Annotated in this window: 14 protein-coding genes; 10 read left to right on the forward strand and 4 right to left on the reverse strand. The window is 65.7% G+C overall.

Going from position 1 to position 16,785, the window contains the following annotated elements; genetic code table 11:
- The 4 genes from ACO6VK_RS10380 to tssJ all read right to left on the reverse strand — a co-directional run.
- A partial coding sequence (locus tag ACO6VK_RS10380; protein ID WP_422506832.1) for a contractile injection system protein, VgrG/Pvc8 family occupies positions 1-405 on the reverse strand: 405 nt, incomplete at its 3' end.
- 105 nt (positions 406-510) lie between these two features.
- Positions 511-1,302 carry a type IVB secretion system protein IcmH/DotU gene (gene icmH / locus ACO6VK_RS10385; RefSeq protein WP_037591511.1) on the reverse strand — a complete coding sequence of 264 codons (792 nt, stop codon included), beginning with the start codon at positions 1,300-1,302 and terminating at the stop codon, positions 511-513.
- Positions 1,302-2,636 carry a type VI secretion system baseplate subunit TssK gene (tssK, locus tag ACO6VK_RS10390; RefSeq protein ID WP_422506834.1) on the reverse strand — a complete coding sequence of 445 codons (1,335 nt, stop codon included), beginning with the start codon at positions 2,634-2,636 and terminating at the stop codon, positions 1,302-1,304. Before tssK ends, icmH begins: the two co-directional genes overlap by 1 nt.
- 187 nt (positions 2,637-2,823) lie before the next feature.
- The gene (tssJ, locus tag ACO6VK_RS10395; RefSeq protein WP_422506836.1) at positions 2,824-3,438 is read right to left on the reverse strand and encodes a type VI secretion system lipoprotein TssJ; all 615 of its coding nucleotides are present in this window, start codon (positions 3,436-3,438) and stop codon (positions 2,824-2,826) included.
- 248 nt (positions 3,439-3,686) lie between these two features.
- Between tssJ and ACO6VK_RS10400 the strand changes: the two genes are divergently transcribed.
- The 10 genes from ACO6VK_RS10400 (at position 3,687) to ACO6VK_RS10445 (ending at position 16,758) form a co-directional block, all read left to right on the forward strand.
- Entirely contained in the window at positions 3,687-4,316 is a 630-nt protein-coding gene (locus ACO6VK_RS10400; RefSeq protein ID WP_017356834.1) for a tetratricopeptide repeat protein, read from the forward strand.
- A 36-nt stretch (positions 4,317-4,352) separates the two neighbouring features.
- On the forward strand, positions 4,353-4,853 hold the full coding sequence (gene tssB, locus ACO6VK_RS10405; protein ID WP_017356835.1) for a type VI secretion system contractile sheath small subunit: 501 nt from the start codon (positions 4,353-4,355) through the stop codon (positions 4,851-4,853).
- 3 nt (positions 4,854-4,856) lie between these two features.
- Positions 4,857-6,350, forward strand: a complete 1,494-nt coding sequence (tssC, locus tag ACO6VK_RS10410) for a type VI secretion system contractile sheath large subunit (RefSeq protein WP_422506839.1) — start codon at positions 4,857-4,859, stop codon at positions 6,348-6,350.
- A gap of 140 nt (positions 6,351-6,490) precedes the next feature.
- Positions 6,491-6,988, forward strand: a complete 498-nt coding sequence (locus ACO6VK_RS10415; RefSeq protein WP_017356837.1) for an Hcp family type VI secretion system effector — start codon at positions 6,491-6,493, stop codon at positions 6,986-6,988.
- A gap of 140 nt (positions 6,989-7,128) precedes the next feature.
- On the forward strand, positions 7,129-7,620 hold the full coding sequence (gene tssE, locus ACO6VK_RS10420; RefSeq protein WP_017356838.1) for a type VI secretion system baseplate subunit TssE: 492 nt from the start codon (positions 7,129-7,131) through the stop codon (positions 7,618-7,620).
- A gap of 1 nt (position 7,621) precedes the next feature.
- A complete protein-coding gene (gene tssF, locus ACO6VK_RS10425; RefSeq protein ID WP_422506842.1) occupies positions 7,622-9,457 on the forward strand; it encodes a type VI secretion system baseplate subunit TssF in 1,836 nt (611 codons plus the stop codon).
- Positions 9,421-10,512: a type VI secretion system baseplate subunit TssG gene (tssG, locus tag ACO6VK_RS10430; RefSeq protein WP_422506844.1), complete on the forward strand. Its 1,092-nt coding sequence runs from the start codon at positions 9,421-9,423 to the stop codon at positions 10,510-10,512. Before tssF ends, tssG begins: the two co-directional genes overlap by 37 nt.
- A gap of 25 nt (positions 10,513-10,537) precedes the next feature.
- The gene (gene tssH, locus ACO6VK_RS10435) at positions 10,538-13,267 is read left to right on the forward strand and encodes a type VI secretion system ATPase TssH (protein WP_422506846.1); all 2,730 of its coding nucleotides are present in this window, start codon (positions 10,538-10,540) and stop codon (positions 13,265-13,267) included.
- A 24-nt stretch (positions 13,268-13,291) separates the two neighbouring features.
- Positions 13,292-13,645: a hypothetical protein gene (locus tag ACO6VK_RS10440; RefSeq protein WP_422506848.1), complete on the forward strand. Its 354-nt coding sequence runs from the start codon at positions 13,292-13,294 to the stop codon at positions 13,643-13,645.
- Positions 13,646-13,866: 221 nt separating this feature from the next.
- Positions 13,867-16,758, forward strand: coding sequence for a type VI secretion system Vgr family protein (locus ACO6VK_RS10445; RefSeq protein WP_422506850.1), 2,892 nt, complete (start codon positions 13,867-13,869; stop codon positions 16,756-16,758).
- The last annotated feature ends 27 nt before the right edge of the window (positions 16,759-16,785 follow it).

Consider the following 16,785-nt stretch of genomic DNA (forward strand, 5'->3'; position numbering starts at 1 on the left):
GAAGATCTGCTCGCAGATCGCGCGGGTGTCCAGGTCCTGGAAGATCACCGCATTGCGGCGCAGGGCGAGAAGTGCGGTCCACGGCTCCAGGGTGAGCCGATAGCGGGCCAGGCCGCCGTCGCTGCCGAGCTGGGCCACCTCGGTGCACAGCCCGTGCCACTGGCGCATGCCGCCATCGGCGCGACGCAGCTGCAGGGTCAGCGGCTGCTCCAGCCACGGCGCCATGTCCAGGAACGCATCGGTGGACAGGCAGTCGATCTCGAAACGGGTGCTGCCGCAGACCGCCTCCTGGCCCTCGAAGCGCTCCACCACCAGGCCGGTGGCCGGGCCGAGCAGCTGGATCAGGCGGGCCTGCTGGGAGGGGGCGCCAAGGGTGGCAAGCGCTGCAGATCGGATGATATCCATATCGTCAACAAGCTCCTGAGACAGGGGCGGGGATGCGCGCGGTCCGGCGCGACATCCGCATGACGCCGGCGGTGCGGCGTCATGCTGCAGGGTTGATCACCCGCCTCAGGGCAGGGTGATCGTGATGTGCGCGGTGCGCTGTGGCATCTGGACAACGTCGTTGTAGGCGGCCATGCGCTGCTGGGTTTCGTGACCCAGATAGAAGCGCAGGCCGAAGAAGCCGATCACGCCGAAACCTGCCACCAGTGCGGCAGGCAGCCACAGCGGGACAACGCGACGCAGGCTGTGACGGATGTGGTCCGGCGGCAGCGCATGCGGTGCGAAACCGTGGCGCTTGCCCTTCAGGTAGACGATCTCGTCGCCCAGCCGCGCGGTGAGGTAGCCGAGCTTCTCGGTGCCTTCCAGGCGGTACTTGCCTTCAAAGCCCATCAGCAGGCAGAAGTGGTACACCTCCAGCGACGGCAGACGCGGTGCGCCCTGGCGGCGCAGTTCTTCCAGCCGGTCGAAGAAGTGCTCGCCGGCCAGATGCTCGCCGAACAGGCGCAGCTGCAGCGGGTTGCGTTCCCAGATCTCATGCAGCGCCGAGGGCTGGGACAGAATCGCTTCATCCACCGCCGCGCAGAACGCGTACTTGGCAGCGTAGACATCTTCGGAGGCGATGCCCATGCGGTTGGCGTTGCGCTCCACGCCATCGAGGAACTTCTGCACGGTCTGCACGAACGCTTCCGCATCCGACGGCAGCTGCCCGCGCTTGAGCAGCAACAGCAGGTAAAAGCCGTCGGCCATCAGGTCCTGCAGGCTCTGCGGGTTGGCCGCCTGCGGCGACGGCGCGGCCATGCCGCCGTGCGAGCTGAGCGACGGCATCGGGCCCGGGGTAGGGGGCAGGGGCGAATTCATCATGAGGTCACCGCGACAAGTTCCATTTTGAGATCGGCAACGCCGGCCGGCACGTAGATCATCAGCGACTGTGCCTTGAGCATCCGCTCATACAGCGCGCCACGCGAATCCAGTTCGAAGTAGTGGCTGCCAGGACGCACCGGGATCGCGGCGGGCACCTGGTTGGCGTGCGCCAGCTTCACGCCGGGCAGTGCCGAGAGGACGCACTTTTCCACGTCGTCCGGCGCGCCCACCTTGAAGCGCACCGGCACCATCTGCACCAGTTCCTGGGCGGGGATGTCGGCCGATACCGCCAGGTAGAACGACGCGTTGTCGTCGATGCGCTGCGAGTCCAGGCGACCGAGGTGGTACGACGGCTTGATCTCGTTGAGCGCGATCTTGAAGTAGCGCGCCGAGATCACCGTATCCAGCAGGTTGCGGATGATGTCGAACAGCTGGCGGAACCCCGCCTCCGGCTGGGTGTGCTGATAGCGCGGCAGGTCGTTGAGCGCGTAGGCGTTCGAGAACGTCAGCATCGCCCCGGCCATGCGCAGCAGCTCCTGGTGCAGGCGTTCGGGATGCAGCTGCGGATGGTGGTACAGATGCGCCAGCGCACTGAACGAGGAATTGATCGTGTGCAGCAGCCAGAACGAGGCGATGTCGCCCGAGCGGAATTCGATGATGTTCTTGGATGGCTCGCGGTGCAGGCCGTACAGCGCGTCAACCTTGGCCTGCAGCGAATCCAGGATGCCGCGCAGCTCGCGGTGCAGGGTGGGCGAGGCTTCCAGATGGGCGCACGGCGGGATGAAGTCCTCATCCAGCTCGAAGCCGCCGGTGGACGTGCGACGGATGCGCGCCAGCGCGACAGTGGCGTAGGAATCGCGCGGGTGCTCGTCGGTGAGCAGCTTGACCGCCTTGCCGAGGAAGCCGAGTTCGGCCTCCACTGCATCGGTGAACAGGTCGTTGGCGGCACGGTTGACCTGGCGGTAACGCGCCAGCTGCGAGGCGTCGGCATCGGCGCAGTTGTCGCCATCGTCGCGCAGCAGCGGGAGCCCGAGGTGGATCACGGTGGACTGCACGCCGGGCGGCAGGTCCTTCAGCGACAGCGCATCGGGCAGCGCATCGTGCACCGGGGCATCGTAGCTCTCGCCATCGGGGAACACCGCCGAGATGTCCAGCGGGCGCAGCGTACCGCCGCTGAGCGCCTGCGGATCGAAACGCACGCGACGGCAGCCCCACGCGTACGGGTGCAGGGTCAGCGAAAGATCCTGCAGCCGTGCCTCGTGATATGCGTCCTGACGCTGGAAATGCTGGGGCCGCAGAAACAGACCCTCACCCCAAAGAACCTTCGACATCCTGCTTACATACGCCACATTTCAATCCTTGGAAATTTCAGGCAAACCGCGCCCGATGAACGCTAGGTTTCCACACACATTCCCAATACAGGAATGTGAAAGTGCGCTGCGCCTCACATTTTCGATGCGTGGCGACGCTTGGATACTACCGTATGCTGGAATTCTGACGTCAGAATGAAGTCACCCCTCAGCGAGGAGAGACGCAGCGCACGGATGCCAGACTGCTCGGATCACCGGAAAGCCGCGTGACCAACGCCGGGCTGTCAGTCGTCAACGCGCACGCATGGATTCCCACGGTAATACCGTCGGCAGGCAGCGCTTTCTGTTTACCGTCGAATGTCAGGCGCCAGCGGTTGTCGGCCGGCGCGCGGAACAGGGCGACCACGCCCAGTACGCCCGCGCCTTCGCTCAACTGTTCCTTCAGCTCCTGGCGCGCGCCGGGCGTCAGCACGATTTCATTGACCGACAACAGGTCCGCGCCCAGCGCGGCCTGCTCGCCGTTCTGGTCGAGGAAGGCGTTGAACGGGGCCTGTTCGAAGCGCTGGGCGCTGCGCAGGTGGTAGATCTTCACCACCGCGGCGGTAGGGCGCTTGTCATTGCCGGCATTGAGATTGGTGCCGGCGTAGAGCCGCAGGGGAATGGTCGGCGGGGCATCCGGCGCCGCTTCCTTGATGCCAACGGCTTGTAATGTCTTGTCCATAGCCTTGCCGAGACCGCCGCTGGCGCACCCTGACAAGGACAATGACATCGCCGTGACGACACATAAGAGAGTGTGACGGCCTAAGCAAAAATTTCGGCTCATGAGAGGCTTCATGCATTCTCGGGCGAAAAAGGACAGGGAGAGTGATTCATGCGCGGGAGTCCATTGCGCATACAGCAGGACGCGGAAGAGGATGTGAAAATCTGCGGCGTTGCATTGAAGCAATCTATGCGCTTCACTATACCCTTGCGTATTTGCAGTTGTACACTTGCGGCGGTAGGGGACGGAATCCCGTGTGTAGTATCGGCGGGGACCGGTCTTACCTTTAGGAGTTTCTACGAGGGATTGGCATGAAAGTGAAGGAAAAGGGGAAGGCCGTCTATCGGCCGATGCTGGCATTGGTACTGCTGTCGGGTTTGGCTGCATGCGCATCGACGCCGAAGAAGGCGGTGGTGCCGCCCTTCGACACGTCGATGACGACAGCCGAAGCGCAGGTCACGACGGCAGGTGCCGAAGCGGCAATCACGAGTTTTGAAGCTGCCTCTCGCGCCGATCCGACCCGCAAGGAACCGTGGGTGCGCATCGCGCAGCTGCAGTTCGACCAGGGCAATTACGCGCGTGCCATCGTGGCCGCCGAAGAAGTGCTGCAGCGCGACCCGGACGACCTTGTCGCCGATGGCGTGCTGACCGTTGCCGGTTTCCGCATCGCCAACCAGTCGCTCAAGCGCCTGCAGGGCCGCGGCGCACTGGCCTCGGACACGGCCCGCAAGGAAGCCCAGACGCTGGCCACCACGCTGCGCACCACGATGGGTGAAGCCATCCTGGAACCGCCGGCAAAGCCGAAGGCCACCCGTGCCGGTCGTCGCACCGCACCGGCTGCCCGTCGTACGACCACGCCCGCGGCACCCGCCGCGCAGCCCGCGCGTCCGGCCTCGTCCGGTGCCGGTGCGGACCCGTTCCAGAACGTCGGCGGCAACTGATCCGCATTTCGTACGGCCCCCAGTCAGGAGACACCGATGGCCAAGAAGGACAGCATTCAAAAGCGGTTGCAGAAGATCCGCCCCCCGCGCGTGCAGCTTACCTATGATGTCGAGAAGGGCGACGCGATCGAGCAGAAGGAGCTGCCGTTCGTGGTGGGCGTGCTCGGCGATCTGAGCGGCAATCCGGAGCAGCCGTTGCCGAAGGTCAAGGACCGCAAGTTCGTCAATGTGGACCTGGACAACTTCGATGAAGTGATGGAAGGCGTGGCACCGCGTGCGGTGTACCGCGTGCCCAACAAGATCAGCGACAGCGGCGGCGAGTTCGGCGTGGAACTGAAGTTCAATTCCATCGACGATTTCCGCCCCGAGTCCGTGGTCGACCAGATCGAGCCGCTGCGCAAGCTGCTCGAATCGCGCACCAAGCTCGCCGACCTGCGCAACAAGCTGGCCGGCAACGAGAAGCTCGAGGATCTGTTGACCGATGTCCTGAACAACACCGAGCAGCTCAAGAAGCTTGGCACGGGGAAGGAGGAGTAAGCCATGGCAGCAGAAGCTACCGGTGTTGCCGAACAGGCGTCCGCCGCGGTCGAGGAGATCGGCCTGCTCGACCAGATCGTCGAGAAGAGCAAGGTCGCCAAGTCCGAAACCGAACACCAGCGTGCCAAGGACATCATCTCCGAGCTTGCCAAGGAGGTGCTGGAAGGCACTGTGGTGGTGTCGGACAACCTCAACCTGACCCTCGATGCGCGCATCGCCGAGATTGACCGGATCATTTCCGAGCAGCTCAGCGCGGTCATGCATGCGCCGCAGTTCCAGCAGCTGGAAAGCACCTGGCGCGGCCTGCATTACCTCTGCCAGCAGACCTCCACCGGCCCGAACATGAAGATCAAGGTCTTCAACGCGCCGAAGAAGGATCTGGTCAAGGACTTCAAGTCGGCGATCGATTTCGACCAGAGCGCGCTGTTCAAGAAGGTCTACGAAGAAGAGTTCGGCACCTTCGGTGGCGCGCCCTTCGGCGCCCTGGTGGGCGACTACTTCGTCGGCCGCCAGCCGGAAGACATGTACTTCGTCGAGCAGATGTCGCACGTGGCTGCCGCCGCGCACGCCCCGTTCATTTCGGCGGCGTCGGAGAGCATGTTCGGCCTGGAGACCTTCACCGACCTGGGCAAGCCGCGCGATCTGGCCAAGGTGTTCGATACCGTCGAATACGCCAAGTGGAAGTCCTTCCGCGAGAGCGAGGACAGCCGCTACGTGGGCCTGACCATGCCGCGCTTCCTGGGCCGCCTGCCGTACAACCCGAAAGACGGGACCACGGTGGAAGGGTTCAACTTCGTCGAAGACGTTGATGCCAGCGACCACAGCAAGTTCCTGTGGTGCAACACCGCCTACGCGATGGCCGCGCGCCTGACCCATGCGTTCGAGGACTTCGGCTGGTGCGCGGCGATCCGCGGCGTGGAAGGCGGCGGCCTGGTCGAAGACCTGCCGACCCACACCTTCCGCACCGATGACGGCGAAGTCGCGCTGAAGTGCCCGACCGAAGTGGCGATCACCGACCGTCGTGAAAAAGAACTCAGTGACCTCGGCTTCATGCCGCTGGTGCACTGCAAGAATACCGACTACGCCGCGTTCTTCGGCGCCCAGTCGGCACAGAAGCCGAAGAAGTACAACACCGATTCGGCCAATGCCAATGCGATCCTGTCTGCCCAGCTGCAGTACATCTTCGCGGTCTCGCGTATCGCCCATTACCTCAAGGCGATGATGCGCGAGAAGATTGGCAGCTTCGCATCGGCGGGCAACGTCGAGGAATTCCTGAACCGTTGGATCTCGCAGTACGTGCTGCTGGACGACAACGCCTCCCAGGAAGCCAAGGCCCAGTATCCGCTGCGCGAAGCCGCTGTGAACGTTTCGGAAGTGCCGGGCAAGCCCGGTGTCTACCGCGCTGTGGCGTTCATCAGGCCACATTTCCAGCTCGATGAGCTGTCTGTTTCGTTGCGACTGGTTGCCGAACTGCCGGCAACTGCAAAGAAGTCGTAACGCTTTGATGTTGCTGTAGCGTCAAGGGGCGGATGTCCCGATTTGCAGTGACGTTTTTCTAAGAGGGCTAAACCCCCTGAACCGCCGGGAGCAATCCCGGCACCCAATCTCACGGAAGACCGGAACTTAGGAGACCAGATATGCAGCACGCTTTTCTTTCCATCGACACCATCAAGGGCGAGTCCCACGACGACAAACACAAGGATTGGATTGAGATCCAGTCCTTCTCGCAGGACCTCCTGCAGCCGCGCTCGGCCACTGCGTCGACCTCGGGTGGCACCACTGCCGCGCGTGTGAACCTGTCGCCGATCGAAGTCACCAAGTCGATCGACCTCGCCTCCACTGCTCTGAACCAGGCGGCTGCCAATGGCACCACCTTCCCGAAGGCCCGCATTGAATTCATGCGCGCCGACAAGGACGGCAACGCGATCAATTACTACCTGGTCGAGCTGCTGAACGTGCTGGTTCACCGCGTCACCACCACGGTCGATTCCGATGGTATGCCGCAGGAAGTGATCCAGCTGAGCTTTGGTGCGATCAAGTGGACCTACCAGCAGCAGAAGCCGGAAGGCGGCGTTGGTGGCAAGGCCGTGGCGCAGTGGAGTGCAACCAAGAACATTCCGAACTACGCCGTTTGATGTTGTGTCGCTGCGATGGCGCCTAGCGCGCCATCGCAGTCTGAAAGGCCACTGGCAGTACATCGGGCGCGGCCAGGATCGGCCGCAACGCGTGTTGCCCCTCTGCACGATGCAGGGACGCAGACAGACCGGAATGACGAATGAAGGGACTCGAACCCAGCTTGCTCGAGAAATTGTTCGACGATGCCCCCAAGTCCAATGGGGGAGGGCATGTGTTCAAGTCCGTATCGCTGGAGCAGTACAAGGAATCGATCGCCCGCGATCTGGAGGGCCTGCTCAATTCCCGGGCCGCCTTCCAGGAAGACGACATGGCGGCGTTTCCGAACTGCAAGCAATCCCTGTTGACCTATGGGCTGGCCGATTTCTCGGCAATGAGCCTGGCCAACGCCTATGACCGTGCCGCCATCTGCCGCTCCCTGGAGCAGGCCGTGGCGCGCCACGAGCGTCGCCTGAAGAACGTGGGGGTCAGCCTGGAAGTGGGCTCCCAGTTCGGCGGCGGCCTGCATTTCACCATCCATGCGCTGCTCGACCTCGAGCCGGCGCGGGAGCCGGTGAGTTTCGATGCGATGTTGCAGCCCTCGACCCTGCAGTACCAGGTCAGCCGTATGCGCCGCCAACAGGCGACGGTCTGACATGCAGGATCTGCTGCCTTATTACGAACGCGAACTGGCCTACCTGCGCCGCTATGGCCGCGAGTTCGCCGACCGCTATCCCAAGATTGCCGGGCGCCTGCAGCTCAATGCCGATGGCAGCCAGGACCCGCACGTCGAGCGCCTGATCGAGGCGTTCGCGCTGCTCAGTGCGCGCGTCTCCAAGCGTATCGAGGACGACTACCCCGAGTTCACCGACGCGCTGCTGGATGTGCTGTACCCGCACTACCTGCGGCCGTTCCCGTCGTGCTCGATCGCGCACTTCGACATGGACGGGGTGTCATCCAAGCTCAGCGCGCCGATCACCGTACCGCGCGGCACGGCCCTGCAGAGCCGCCCGGTACGCGGGGTGTCGTGCCGCTTCCGCACCGCCTACGACGTGGTGCTGGCACCGGTCGTGGTGCAGTCGGCCACCTATCGCGGTGTGGCGGAAGCGCCAATGGCCACCAGCCTGCCGGCTGGCAGCGGCGCGCAGATTTCGTTGAATTTCCGCCTGGTCTCCGACCAGGCCAGCTTCGATGGGCTGGGCACCGATGCGCTGCGCCTGTTCCTGGATGGTGAGCCGTCGCTGCGCGCCGCGCTGCGCGATGCGCTGGCACTGGGTGTGAAGGTGGCCTATGTCGAGGCCGACGGCAGCGGCCGCTGGCGCAGGCTGGAGAGCGTGCCGCTGCGCCAGGTCGGCTTTGCCGACAACGAGGCGCTGGTCGACTTCCCGGCCCGTTCGCACCCGGCCTATCGCCTGCTGACCGAGCTGTTCGCCTATCCGGAGAAGTTCGGGTTCGTCGACCTGGATCTCAAGCCGGTCACCGCCGGTGCCAGCCGCAGCTTCACCCTGCACCTGATCCTGCACGCCAGCGCGCCCGAGCGCGGCAACCAGCTGGTGCTGGAGGAGCTGAGCGCGAGCAACGTGCGCCTGGGCTGCACGCCGATCGTCAATCTGTTCACCCAGGCCGGCGAGCCGATCCGGGTGACCCATCGCACCGTCAATTACGCCGTGCTGCCGGACGCACGACGCGCGTTCGCCTATGAAGTGCATTCGATCGACTCGGTGCACCGGATCCGTCAGACCCCGCAGGGCGAGATGATCCAGGCCTTCCGGCCGTTCTATTCGCTGCATCACGGCGAAGACCCCGATCGCACGGGGCAGTACTGGGTGGCACGCCGCGATGAGGACATCGCGCGGCAGAGCCCCGGCTTCGAGACGGAGATCAGCTTCGTCGACCTGGGGTTCAATCCGACCCTGCCGCAGACCGACACGGTCAGCCTGGAGCTGACCTGCAGTAACCGCGACCTGCCCAGCCAGCTGGCGCATGGCGTGGCCGGCGGCGACCTCAGTCTGGAAGGGGGTACGCCCGCGCGTGCGATCGGCCTGCTGCGCAAGCCGACCCGGCCGATGCGCTTCCGCCAGGGCAAGAACGCGCAGTGGCGGCTGATTTCGCACCTGTCGCTCAACCAGCTGTCGCTGACCGGCAGCGGCCTGACCGCGCTGAAGGAAATGCTGCGCCTGTACGACCTGTCCGGCAGCAGCGTGTCCGCGCGCCAGATCGATGGGCTGGTGGCGCTCGAGCAGCATCCGGTAACCAGCTGGATGTCCGGTAAACAGTTCGCCTCGGTGGTGCGGGGCCTGGAGATCCGACTGACCGTCAACGAGAACCACTTCGTGGGTGCCGGCATTGCCGCGTTCGCCCAGGTGATGGATCACTTCTTTGCACTGTACGTGCATGCCAACAGTTTCACCCGGCTGGTGCTGGTCTCCAGCGAGTCGGGGGAGGAGATCGTCCGATGTCCGGCGCGAAGCGGCGAATCGATCCTGGCGTAGCGCAGCAGCTGCTCGCCGAGCCGCATCGCTTCCAGTTCTTCCAGGCGGTGCGGTTGTTGGAGCAGGTGTTCCAGCGCCAGGGCGTGAAGTCCGGCCAGGCCGTGCCCATGCGGGTGCGGTTCCGCAATTCCCTGTCGCTTGGCTTCCCGGCCACGGAGCTGAGTTCCGAAGGCGTGGCGTATTCGCTGCAGGGCGACAAACTCGAGGATGCGGCCGCCATTGAGGAGGCGCTGATCGGCGAGACGCTGGCCGAGGTACACCTGACCCCGCAGTTCATGGGCCTGCTCGGCACGGCCGGCGCGTTGCCGCTGCATTACACCGAGACCCTGCAGCTGCGCGAGCTGTACGAGCGGGACCGGACCGCCCGCGCGTTCCTCGACATCTTCTCCACCCGCGCGGTGTCGCTGCACTACGCCGCGTGGAAGAAGCACCGGCTGGCACTGCAGTACGAGATCGACCGTCGCGAGCGCTTCCTGCCGCTGATCATGTCGCTGTTCGGCATGGGCATGAACGAGCTGCGCGATCGCCTGGTGGATGGTCACGGCGACGTGTTCGACCAGGCGTTCGCCTATTACGCCGGCGCGATTCGCCAGCGCCCGGTGTCGGCAGCGTTGATGCAGCGGGTACTGGCCGACTACTTCCAGGTGCCGTTGGCGCTGGAGCAGTTCGTCGGGGCGTGGTACCGGGTGCCGGCCGGGCAGGCCACGCGGCTGGGCCAGGCCAACGCATCGCTGGGCTCCAGCGCGCTGGCCGGCGACCGCGTGTGGCAGCGTGATCTGCGCATGCGGTTGAGCATCGGCCCGCTGCGCCGCGAGCAGTTCGACGACTTCCTGCCCGGCGGCAGCGCCGAACAGGCGCTGGCCAAGTGGCTGTCGCTGCTCACCGGCGGCACGCTGGAATACGAGGTGCGGCTGGTGCTGCGCCAGCAGGACGTCCGCGGTTCGGGGCTGGGCGCCGGCAATGGCGCGCGCCTGGGCTGGGACAGCTACATGTGCTCGCGGGCGGCCGAGGGCCCGCGTTCGGACACCACGTACGGCATCCATACACTGCAATGAACCAGCAAGGAGCGCGTTTCCCCGCATGAGCATCAATCTCAAGACCCTGATCAGCAAGCTGGACGACACCTGCCGTCTGGCCGCCGAGCGTGCTGCCAACCTGTGCATGTCGCGTGGCAACTACGAGGTTGATCTGGAACATCTGTTCCTGGCCTTGCTGGAGCAGCCGCAGAGCGATTTCGTGTTGATTGCGCGCCGCAGCGGAATCGCCCCCGAAGCGCTGGAGCGCGACCTGTCCGATGAAATCAGCCAGTTCAAGACCGGCAACAGCCGCACGCCGGTGTTTTCCCAGCACATTCCCAAGCTGTTCGAGCACGCGTGGCTGATCGCCTCGCTGGACTCGGAAACCAGCCGCATCCGCAGCGGTCACCTGCTGCTGGCGCTGATGACCGAGCCGGAGCTGTCGCAGCTGGCGTATCGTGGGTCCAAGCTGTTCGTGCGCTTCAAGGTGGATGCGCTCAAGCACGACTTCGCCAAGCTCACCGAGGGCTCGCAGGAAGCCGGCCAGACCGTGCGCAACGCCGATGCCGGGGCAGGCGAGGGCGACCTCGGCGGTGATACCGCAGCGGCAGTGGATGGGCAGAAGGGTGGGTTGTCCAAGACTCCGGCGCTGGACCAGTTCACCACCAATCTCACCGAGCGCGCGCGCGAAGGCCGCATCGATCCGGTGATCGGCCGGGATGGCGAGATCCGCCAGGTGATCGACATCCTGATGCGTCGCCGCCAGAACAATCCGATCCTCACCGGTGAGGCCGGCGTGGGCAAGACCGCCGTGGTCGAGGGGCTGGCCCGTCGGATCGCCGAGAAGGACGTGCCCGACGTGCTGCTGGGCGTGGAACTGCACACGCTGGACATGGGCCTGCTTCAGGCAGGCGCGAGCGTCAAGGGCGAGTTCGAGAACCGCCTGAAGAACGTGATCGACGAGGTCAAGAAGAGTCCGCACCCGATCATCCTGTTCATCGATGAGGCGCACACCATGATCGGTGCCGGCGGGACCGCCGGACAGAACGATGCCGCCAACCTGCTCAAGCCGGCCTTGGCGCGAGGCGAGCTGCGTACCATCGCGGCCACCACCTGGAGTGAGTACAAAAAGTACTTCGAAAAGGACGCGGCGCTGGCCCGTCGCTTCCAGGTGGTCAAGGTCGAGGAACCCACCGAGGCGCTCGCAGCGGCGATGCTGCGCGGCATGGTCGGGCTGATGGAGGCGCACTTCAACATCCGTGTGATGGATGAGGCGGTCACCGAGGCGGTGCGCCTGTCGCATCGCTACATCAGTGGCCGCCAGCTGCCGGACAAGGCGGTCAGTGTGCTCGACACGGCCTGCGCCAAGGTGGCGCTGGGCCAGAGTGCCACCCCGGCGATCATTGAAGACACGCGCAAGCATCTGGACCGCCTGGCGGCCGAGCTGTCGGCGCTGGAGCGGGAAACCGCCGGTGGCGCCAACCACCATGCCGAGCGCCTCGGCGAGCTGCGCCAGCAGCAGGCCGATGCGCAGGCGGTGCTGGCCACCAACGAAGCGCGCCTGACCAGCGAGCGGGCCCTGGCCGACCAGATCCGCGGCCTGCGCACGCAGATGGAGGCGGCCGGCCCAGAGGCGGCGACCGAGGCGCCTGTTGCTGCCGACAAGCCGGCGCGGGGCAAGAAGGCGCCCGTGAGCGCATCCCCGCAGCAGACCGAGCTGGACCGCCTGCTCGGCGAGCTGCGTGCGCTGCAGGGTGAGACCCCGATGGTGCCCCTGCAGGTGGATGGCACCGTGGTGGCCGAGATCGTCTCGGCCTGGACCGGCGTGCCGCTCGGGCGGATGGTGAAGGACGAGATCCGCACCGTGCGCAACCTCGGCGGGCTGCTGGTCGAACGCGTGATCGGCCAGGACCATGCACTGGAAGCGATCGCCCAGCGCGTGCGGACCGCGACCGCCAAGCTGGAAGACCCGAACAAGCCGCGCGGCGTGTTCATGTTCATCGGCCCGTCCGGTGTGGGCAAGACCGAGACCGCGCTGGCGCTGGCCGACATCCTGTATGGCGGCGAGCGCAAGCTGATCACCATCAACATGAGCGAGTACCAGGAGGCGCACAGCGTTTCCGGCCTGAAAGGCTCGCCGCCCGGGTACGTGGGCTACGGCGAGGGTGGCGTGCTGACCGAGGCGGTGCGCCGCAATCCGTACAGCGTGGTGCTGCTGGACGAAGTGGAGAAGGCCCATCCTGACGTGCTGGAGATGTTCTTCCAGGTCTTCGACAAGGGCCAGATGGATGACGCGGAAGGGCGCGAGATCGATTTCCGCAACACGCTGATCATCCTCACCTCCAACATCGGTTCCTCGCAGATCATGCAGGCGTGCCTGAACAAGCCCGCCGAGGAGATCCCCACCGCCGACGCACTGGGCGACGCCCTGCGCCCGGTGCTGATGAAGAGTTTCAAGCCCGCCTTCCTGGGCCGCATGAAAGTCGTGCCGTACTTTCCGATCAACGACGACGTGCTGGCCCAGATCATCTCGCTCAAGCTCGGTCGCATCCGCGACCGTGTGGCGGGCAACCACAAGGCCACGTTCTTGTGGGACGACAGCCTGGTCGAGGCCGTGCTGTCGCGTTGCACCGAAGTGGATTCCGGTGCACGCAACGTTGATCACATCCTCAACGGTACGCTGTTGCCAGAGATCGCGGAAAGCGTCCTGGCGGCGATGGCCGAAGGCAACCGGATCAACGCCATCAAGGTGACCGCAGGGAAGAACGGCGCCTTCAAATACAAGTTGTCCTGATTTGACTTGATAGGAGACACGAACATGGATTTCTACGGATTCAACCGCGCCAAGGCCGTTGCCAACTGCGACAGCCTGAACCTGGGCCTGGCCCGCGACACCGATAATGTCCGCGCCTGGAACCGGCTGCGCCCGGAACATATCGTCGAGCTGCTGCACGGTGCAGCCGCCGACGCCCGCCAGGATGCGCGCAACCTGGCCGCGCAGATCAGCCGGGGCAGCTGGCGGATCTACATGCAGGCCCCTGCCCAGGGCAAGGCCAATCAGCTGGTCAGCAACGCGCGTGAAGTGGCGGTCAGCGCCGGTGGCCGCGACTACCGCCTGCAGCTGAATGAAGGCAGCAAGCTGCAGCTTGAGCGCATTACCCAGTCGGCGTGACCGATAGACGATAAGGCGCCCGCCGCAGGTGGACTGCGGCGGCGTCATTTATCGGGAATGCGGAGTAAATTGTGATTTGAATCACAATTTAATAGCGATCCACGTGAGAACGCCTGCAAGGATTGACGGGTGAAGATCGCGTGGAGAGTCGTGTTCTATGCTGTCGATCAAAATCAAACCAGACGATAGATGTCGCTGGACAATTGAATGCGGGGAGCACCATGGATTCGGTAACCAAGATAATCGCCGCGCTCGCGGCACCGGCGCAGACGCAGCGCCTGCTGCAACTGCAGACATCGTTGGGGAGCGATGTACTGGTGGCCGAAGCGCTGAGTGGCGTCGAGCAGATCGACGGCACCGGTTTCGTGCTGGACGTCACCGCACTGTCGGTCGACGCCCGGCTCGCGCCCGACGACCTGCTGGGGCAGCCCGTGCTGCTGCAGATGCAGGCCACGGGCGCCACGCGCGATTTCCACGGGCATGTCACCGCGGTGGAGCGGCTCGGCAGCAACGGCGGTCTGGCGCGCTATCGGCTGCGCCTGCAGCCGTGGCTGGCCTTCCTGGCCCAGCGCGTGGACAGCTATGTGTTCCATGACCGCAGCGTGGTGGAGATCGTCGAGGACGTCTTCGCCGACTATGCCGGCCTGGTGCCGGCCTGGCGCTGGTCGCTGACCGACCGCAGCCAGTACGCCCGGCGCAGCCTGACCACGCAGTACCAGGAATCGGATCTGGCCTTCCTGCAACGGCTGCTGGCCGAGGAAGGCATCTACTACTGGTTCGAGCATGCCGGCGACCCCGGCAATGCACGGCTGGGCGCGCATACGCTGGTACTGGCTGACAACCATCAGGGCGCCCGCGATCTCGGGTCCATCCGCTTCCATCGCAGCGATGTCACCGAGCGCACCGACAGCGTGCAGCAATGGTCCACCGCGCGTCGCTGGTGCACGACCAAGGTTGCGCGCGCGAGCTGGGACTACCGCACGCTCGAACTGCGCCAGGCCAGCGCCGAGGCCGATACCGCGCACGGCGCGGCCGGCGAGGACATCGACACCAGCGGCCCGTACGGCTGGCAGGACAACGCCCGCGGCCAGCGCCGCGCGCAGCAGCATCTGGATGCGCTGCGCGTGCGCGCGCACACCATCGAAGGGCAGGGCAGCTGGCGCCAGCTGGTGCCCGGCGCGCAGTTCCAGCTGGGCCAGCATCCCGGCGTGGACGGCGGTACCGCCTTCCTGTGCCTGTCGGTGCAGCATCAGGCCCGCAACAACCTCGAGGCGGACATCCTCGATGCGCTCGAGCAGCAGCTCGGCCCGGTCGCGCAGGCGCCGCTGGCGCTGCCGGTCGCGTTGGCCGGTCTGGCCGCCGCCGCACCCGCGCAGGCGGTGACCTCGACCTTCTACGACAACCGTTTCGTGGTGATTCCCGCTGACGTGGTGTACCGCCCGCAGACCGAAGACGGCCACGGCGTGCGCCTGCACCCGCGCCCGTCGATCACCGGCACGCTCAGCGCGATCGTGGTCAGCGACGGTGAGCCGCTGCAGTCCGACCGCGACCACCGCATCAAGGTGCAGTTCCCGTGGCAGCGCGGCGGTGCGTCCAGCACCGGCCAGGCGCACCCGGGCGGCGACGACAACGCGCCGGCCAACGGCGGCGCCTGGACCTGGGTGCGGGTGATGACCCCGTGGGCCGGTGACAACTGGGGCGGGGTGGTACTGCCCCGGCGCGGCCAGGAGGTGCTGGTGGCGTTCCTGGAGGGCGACATCGACCGCCCGGTGGTGGTCGGTGCGGTCTACAACGGCCGCGGCCAGAACGAGGCGTCGCACAACCAGGTCGCCAGCGGCGGCGCGCAGGCCACCGGCAATGCCGCGGCCTGGTTCGAGGGCAACGACCACGGCGCGGTGTTCACCGGCTTCAAGAGCCAGGCATTGGCCGACAGCCAGGGCGGCGCGGGCGGCTACCAGCAGCTGCGCCTGGACGACACGCCCGGGCAGGGCCGCGCACAGCTGTCCACCACCCAGCATGCGACCACGCTGACCCTGGGGCATCTCAAGGGCGGTGAGGACAACGTGCGCGAGGCCGAGCGTGGCTTCGGCGCGGAGCTGTCCAGCCAGGCGTTCGGTGCGCTGCGCGCGGGCAAGGGCCTGCTGCTCAGCACCGAAGGCGGCGAGCCGCAGCTGGCGGCCAACCAGGCGATGGCGCAGCTGCAGGAAAGCACCGAGCTGGTGGCCACGCTCAACGAATCGGCCCACAACCAGCAGGCGATGCTGCCGCAGGAACCGAGCGAGCTGCCGGCGCACCAGGCGCTGCTGCAGCTGCAGGAGAAACTGGGCGGCATCCAGAGCGGTGGCCCGGCCGGCAGCATCCAGGGCGGCGACGGCGAAGCGCCGGGCTGGGACGCGCCGACGCTGATGGGCAGCGGCGTGGCCGGGGTGATGAGCCTGACGCCGGCCGACCAGGTCTGGGTCAGCGGCACGCAGACCACGCTGGCCAGCGGGGTGGCACTGAACTGGCTGAGCCAGGGCTCGATCACGCTGGCGGTGTCCGGCGGGCTGGTGCTGTACACCGCCGGCAATGAGGCCAAGGCCGACAGCCCCAACACCGAACGCGGCATCGCGCTGCACGCCGCGCAGGGCAAGGTCAGCGCCCGCGCGCACAAGAACGTGGCGCAGCTGGCAGCCAAGACCGCGGTCAAGATCGCCAGCACCGAAGCAGACGTGCTGGTGTCGGCACCGGCCAAGCATGTGCTGGCCACTGCGGCCGGTGCGTACCTGCGCATCGAGGGCGACAACATCGAACTGGGCGCGCCGGGCAAGGTGGAGTTCAAGGCCAGCCAGCGCGAGTGGACCGGCCCGGCATCGGTCCCGGGCTCTGTCGTGCTGGTCAACACGGCCGAAGCCTTCAAGCTCAAGTACGTGCTGCGCGACTACACCGGCAAGATGATGGCCAATGCGCCGTACACCCTGCTGATGCCCGATGGCACGATCAAGGAGGGCACCACCAATGCCCAGGGCGAGACCGAGCAGGTGATGACCGCGGGTCCGGAAACCATCCATCTGATCGTTGGCGAGGACGAGCAGCAGCACGAAGGCTACTACCTCGCTCCCGAAGAAGGTTGAGTGGCCATGAAGGCCCCCGCCGGACAC

Origin of the sequence: Stenotrophomonas sp. GZD-301, from assembly GCF_049310345.1 — a bacterium.
Classification (GTDB): Bacteria; Pseudomonadota; Gammaproteobacteria; order Xanthomonadales; family Xanthomonadaceae; genus Stenotrophomonas.

Excerpts from the sequence above, each read along its gene's own strand:
- ACO6VK_RS10400 (WP_017356834.1), top strand. The coding sequence starts at position 3,687 with ATGAAAGTGAAGGAAAAGGGGAAGGCCGTCTATCGGCCGATGCTGGCA.
- icmH (WP_037591511.1), bottom strand. The coding sequence starts at position 1,302 with ATGAATTCGCCCCTGCCCCCTACCCCGGGCCCGATGCCGTCGCTCAGC.
- ACO6VK_RS10440 (WP_422506848.1), top strand. The coding sequence starts at position 13,292 with ATGGATTTCTACGGATTCAACCGCGCCAAGGCCGTTGCCAACTGCGAC.
- tssB (WP_017356835.1), top strand. The coding sequence starts at position 4,353 with ATGGCCAAGAAGGACAGCATTCAAAAGCGGTTGCAGAAGATCCGCCCC.
- ACO6VK_RS10445 (WP_422506850.1), top strand. The coding sequence starts at position 13,867 with ATGGATTCGGTAACCAAGATAATCGCCGCGCTCGCGGCACCGGCGCAG.
- tssH (WP_422506846.1), top strand. The coding sequence starts at position 10,538 with ATGAGCATCAATCTCAAGACCCTGATCAGCAAGCTGGACGACACCTGC.
- tssK (WP_422506834.1), bottom strand. The coding sequence starts at position 2,636 with ATGTCGAAGGTTCTTTGGGGTGAGGGTCTGTTTCTGCGGCCCCAGCAT.
- tssC (WP_422506839.1), top strand. The coding sequence starts at position 4,857 with ATGGCAGCAGAAGCTACCGGTGTTGCCGAACAGGCGTCCGCCGCGGTC.
- ACO6VK_RS10415 (WP_017356837.1), top strand. The coding sequence starts at position 6,491 with ATGCAGCACGCTTTTCTTTCCATCGACACCATCAAGGGCGAGTCCCAC.
- tssE (WP_017356838.1), top strand. The coding sequence starts at position 7,129 with ATGAAGGGACTCGAACCCAGCTTGCTCGAGAAATTGTTCGACGATGCC.
- tssJ (WP_422506836.1), bottom strand. The coding sequence starts at position 3,438 with ATGAGCCGAAATTTTTGCTTAGGCCGTCACACTCTCTTATGTGTCGTC.
- tssF (WP_422506842.1), top strand. The coding sequence starts at position 7,622 with ATGCAGGATCTGCTGCCTTATTACGAACGCGAACTGGCCTACCTGCGC.
- tssG (WP_422506844.1), top strand. The coding sequence starts at position 9,421 with ATGTCCGGCGCGAAGCGGCGAATCGATCCTGGCGTAGCGCAGCAGCTG.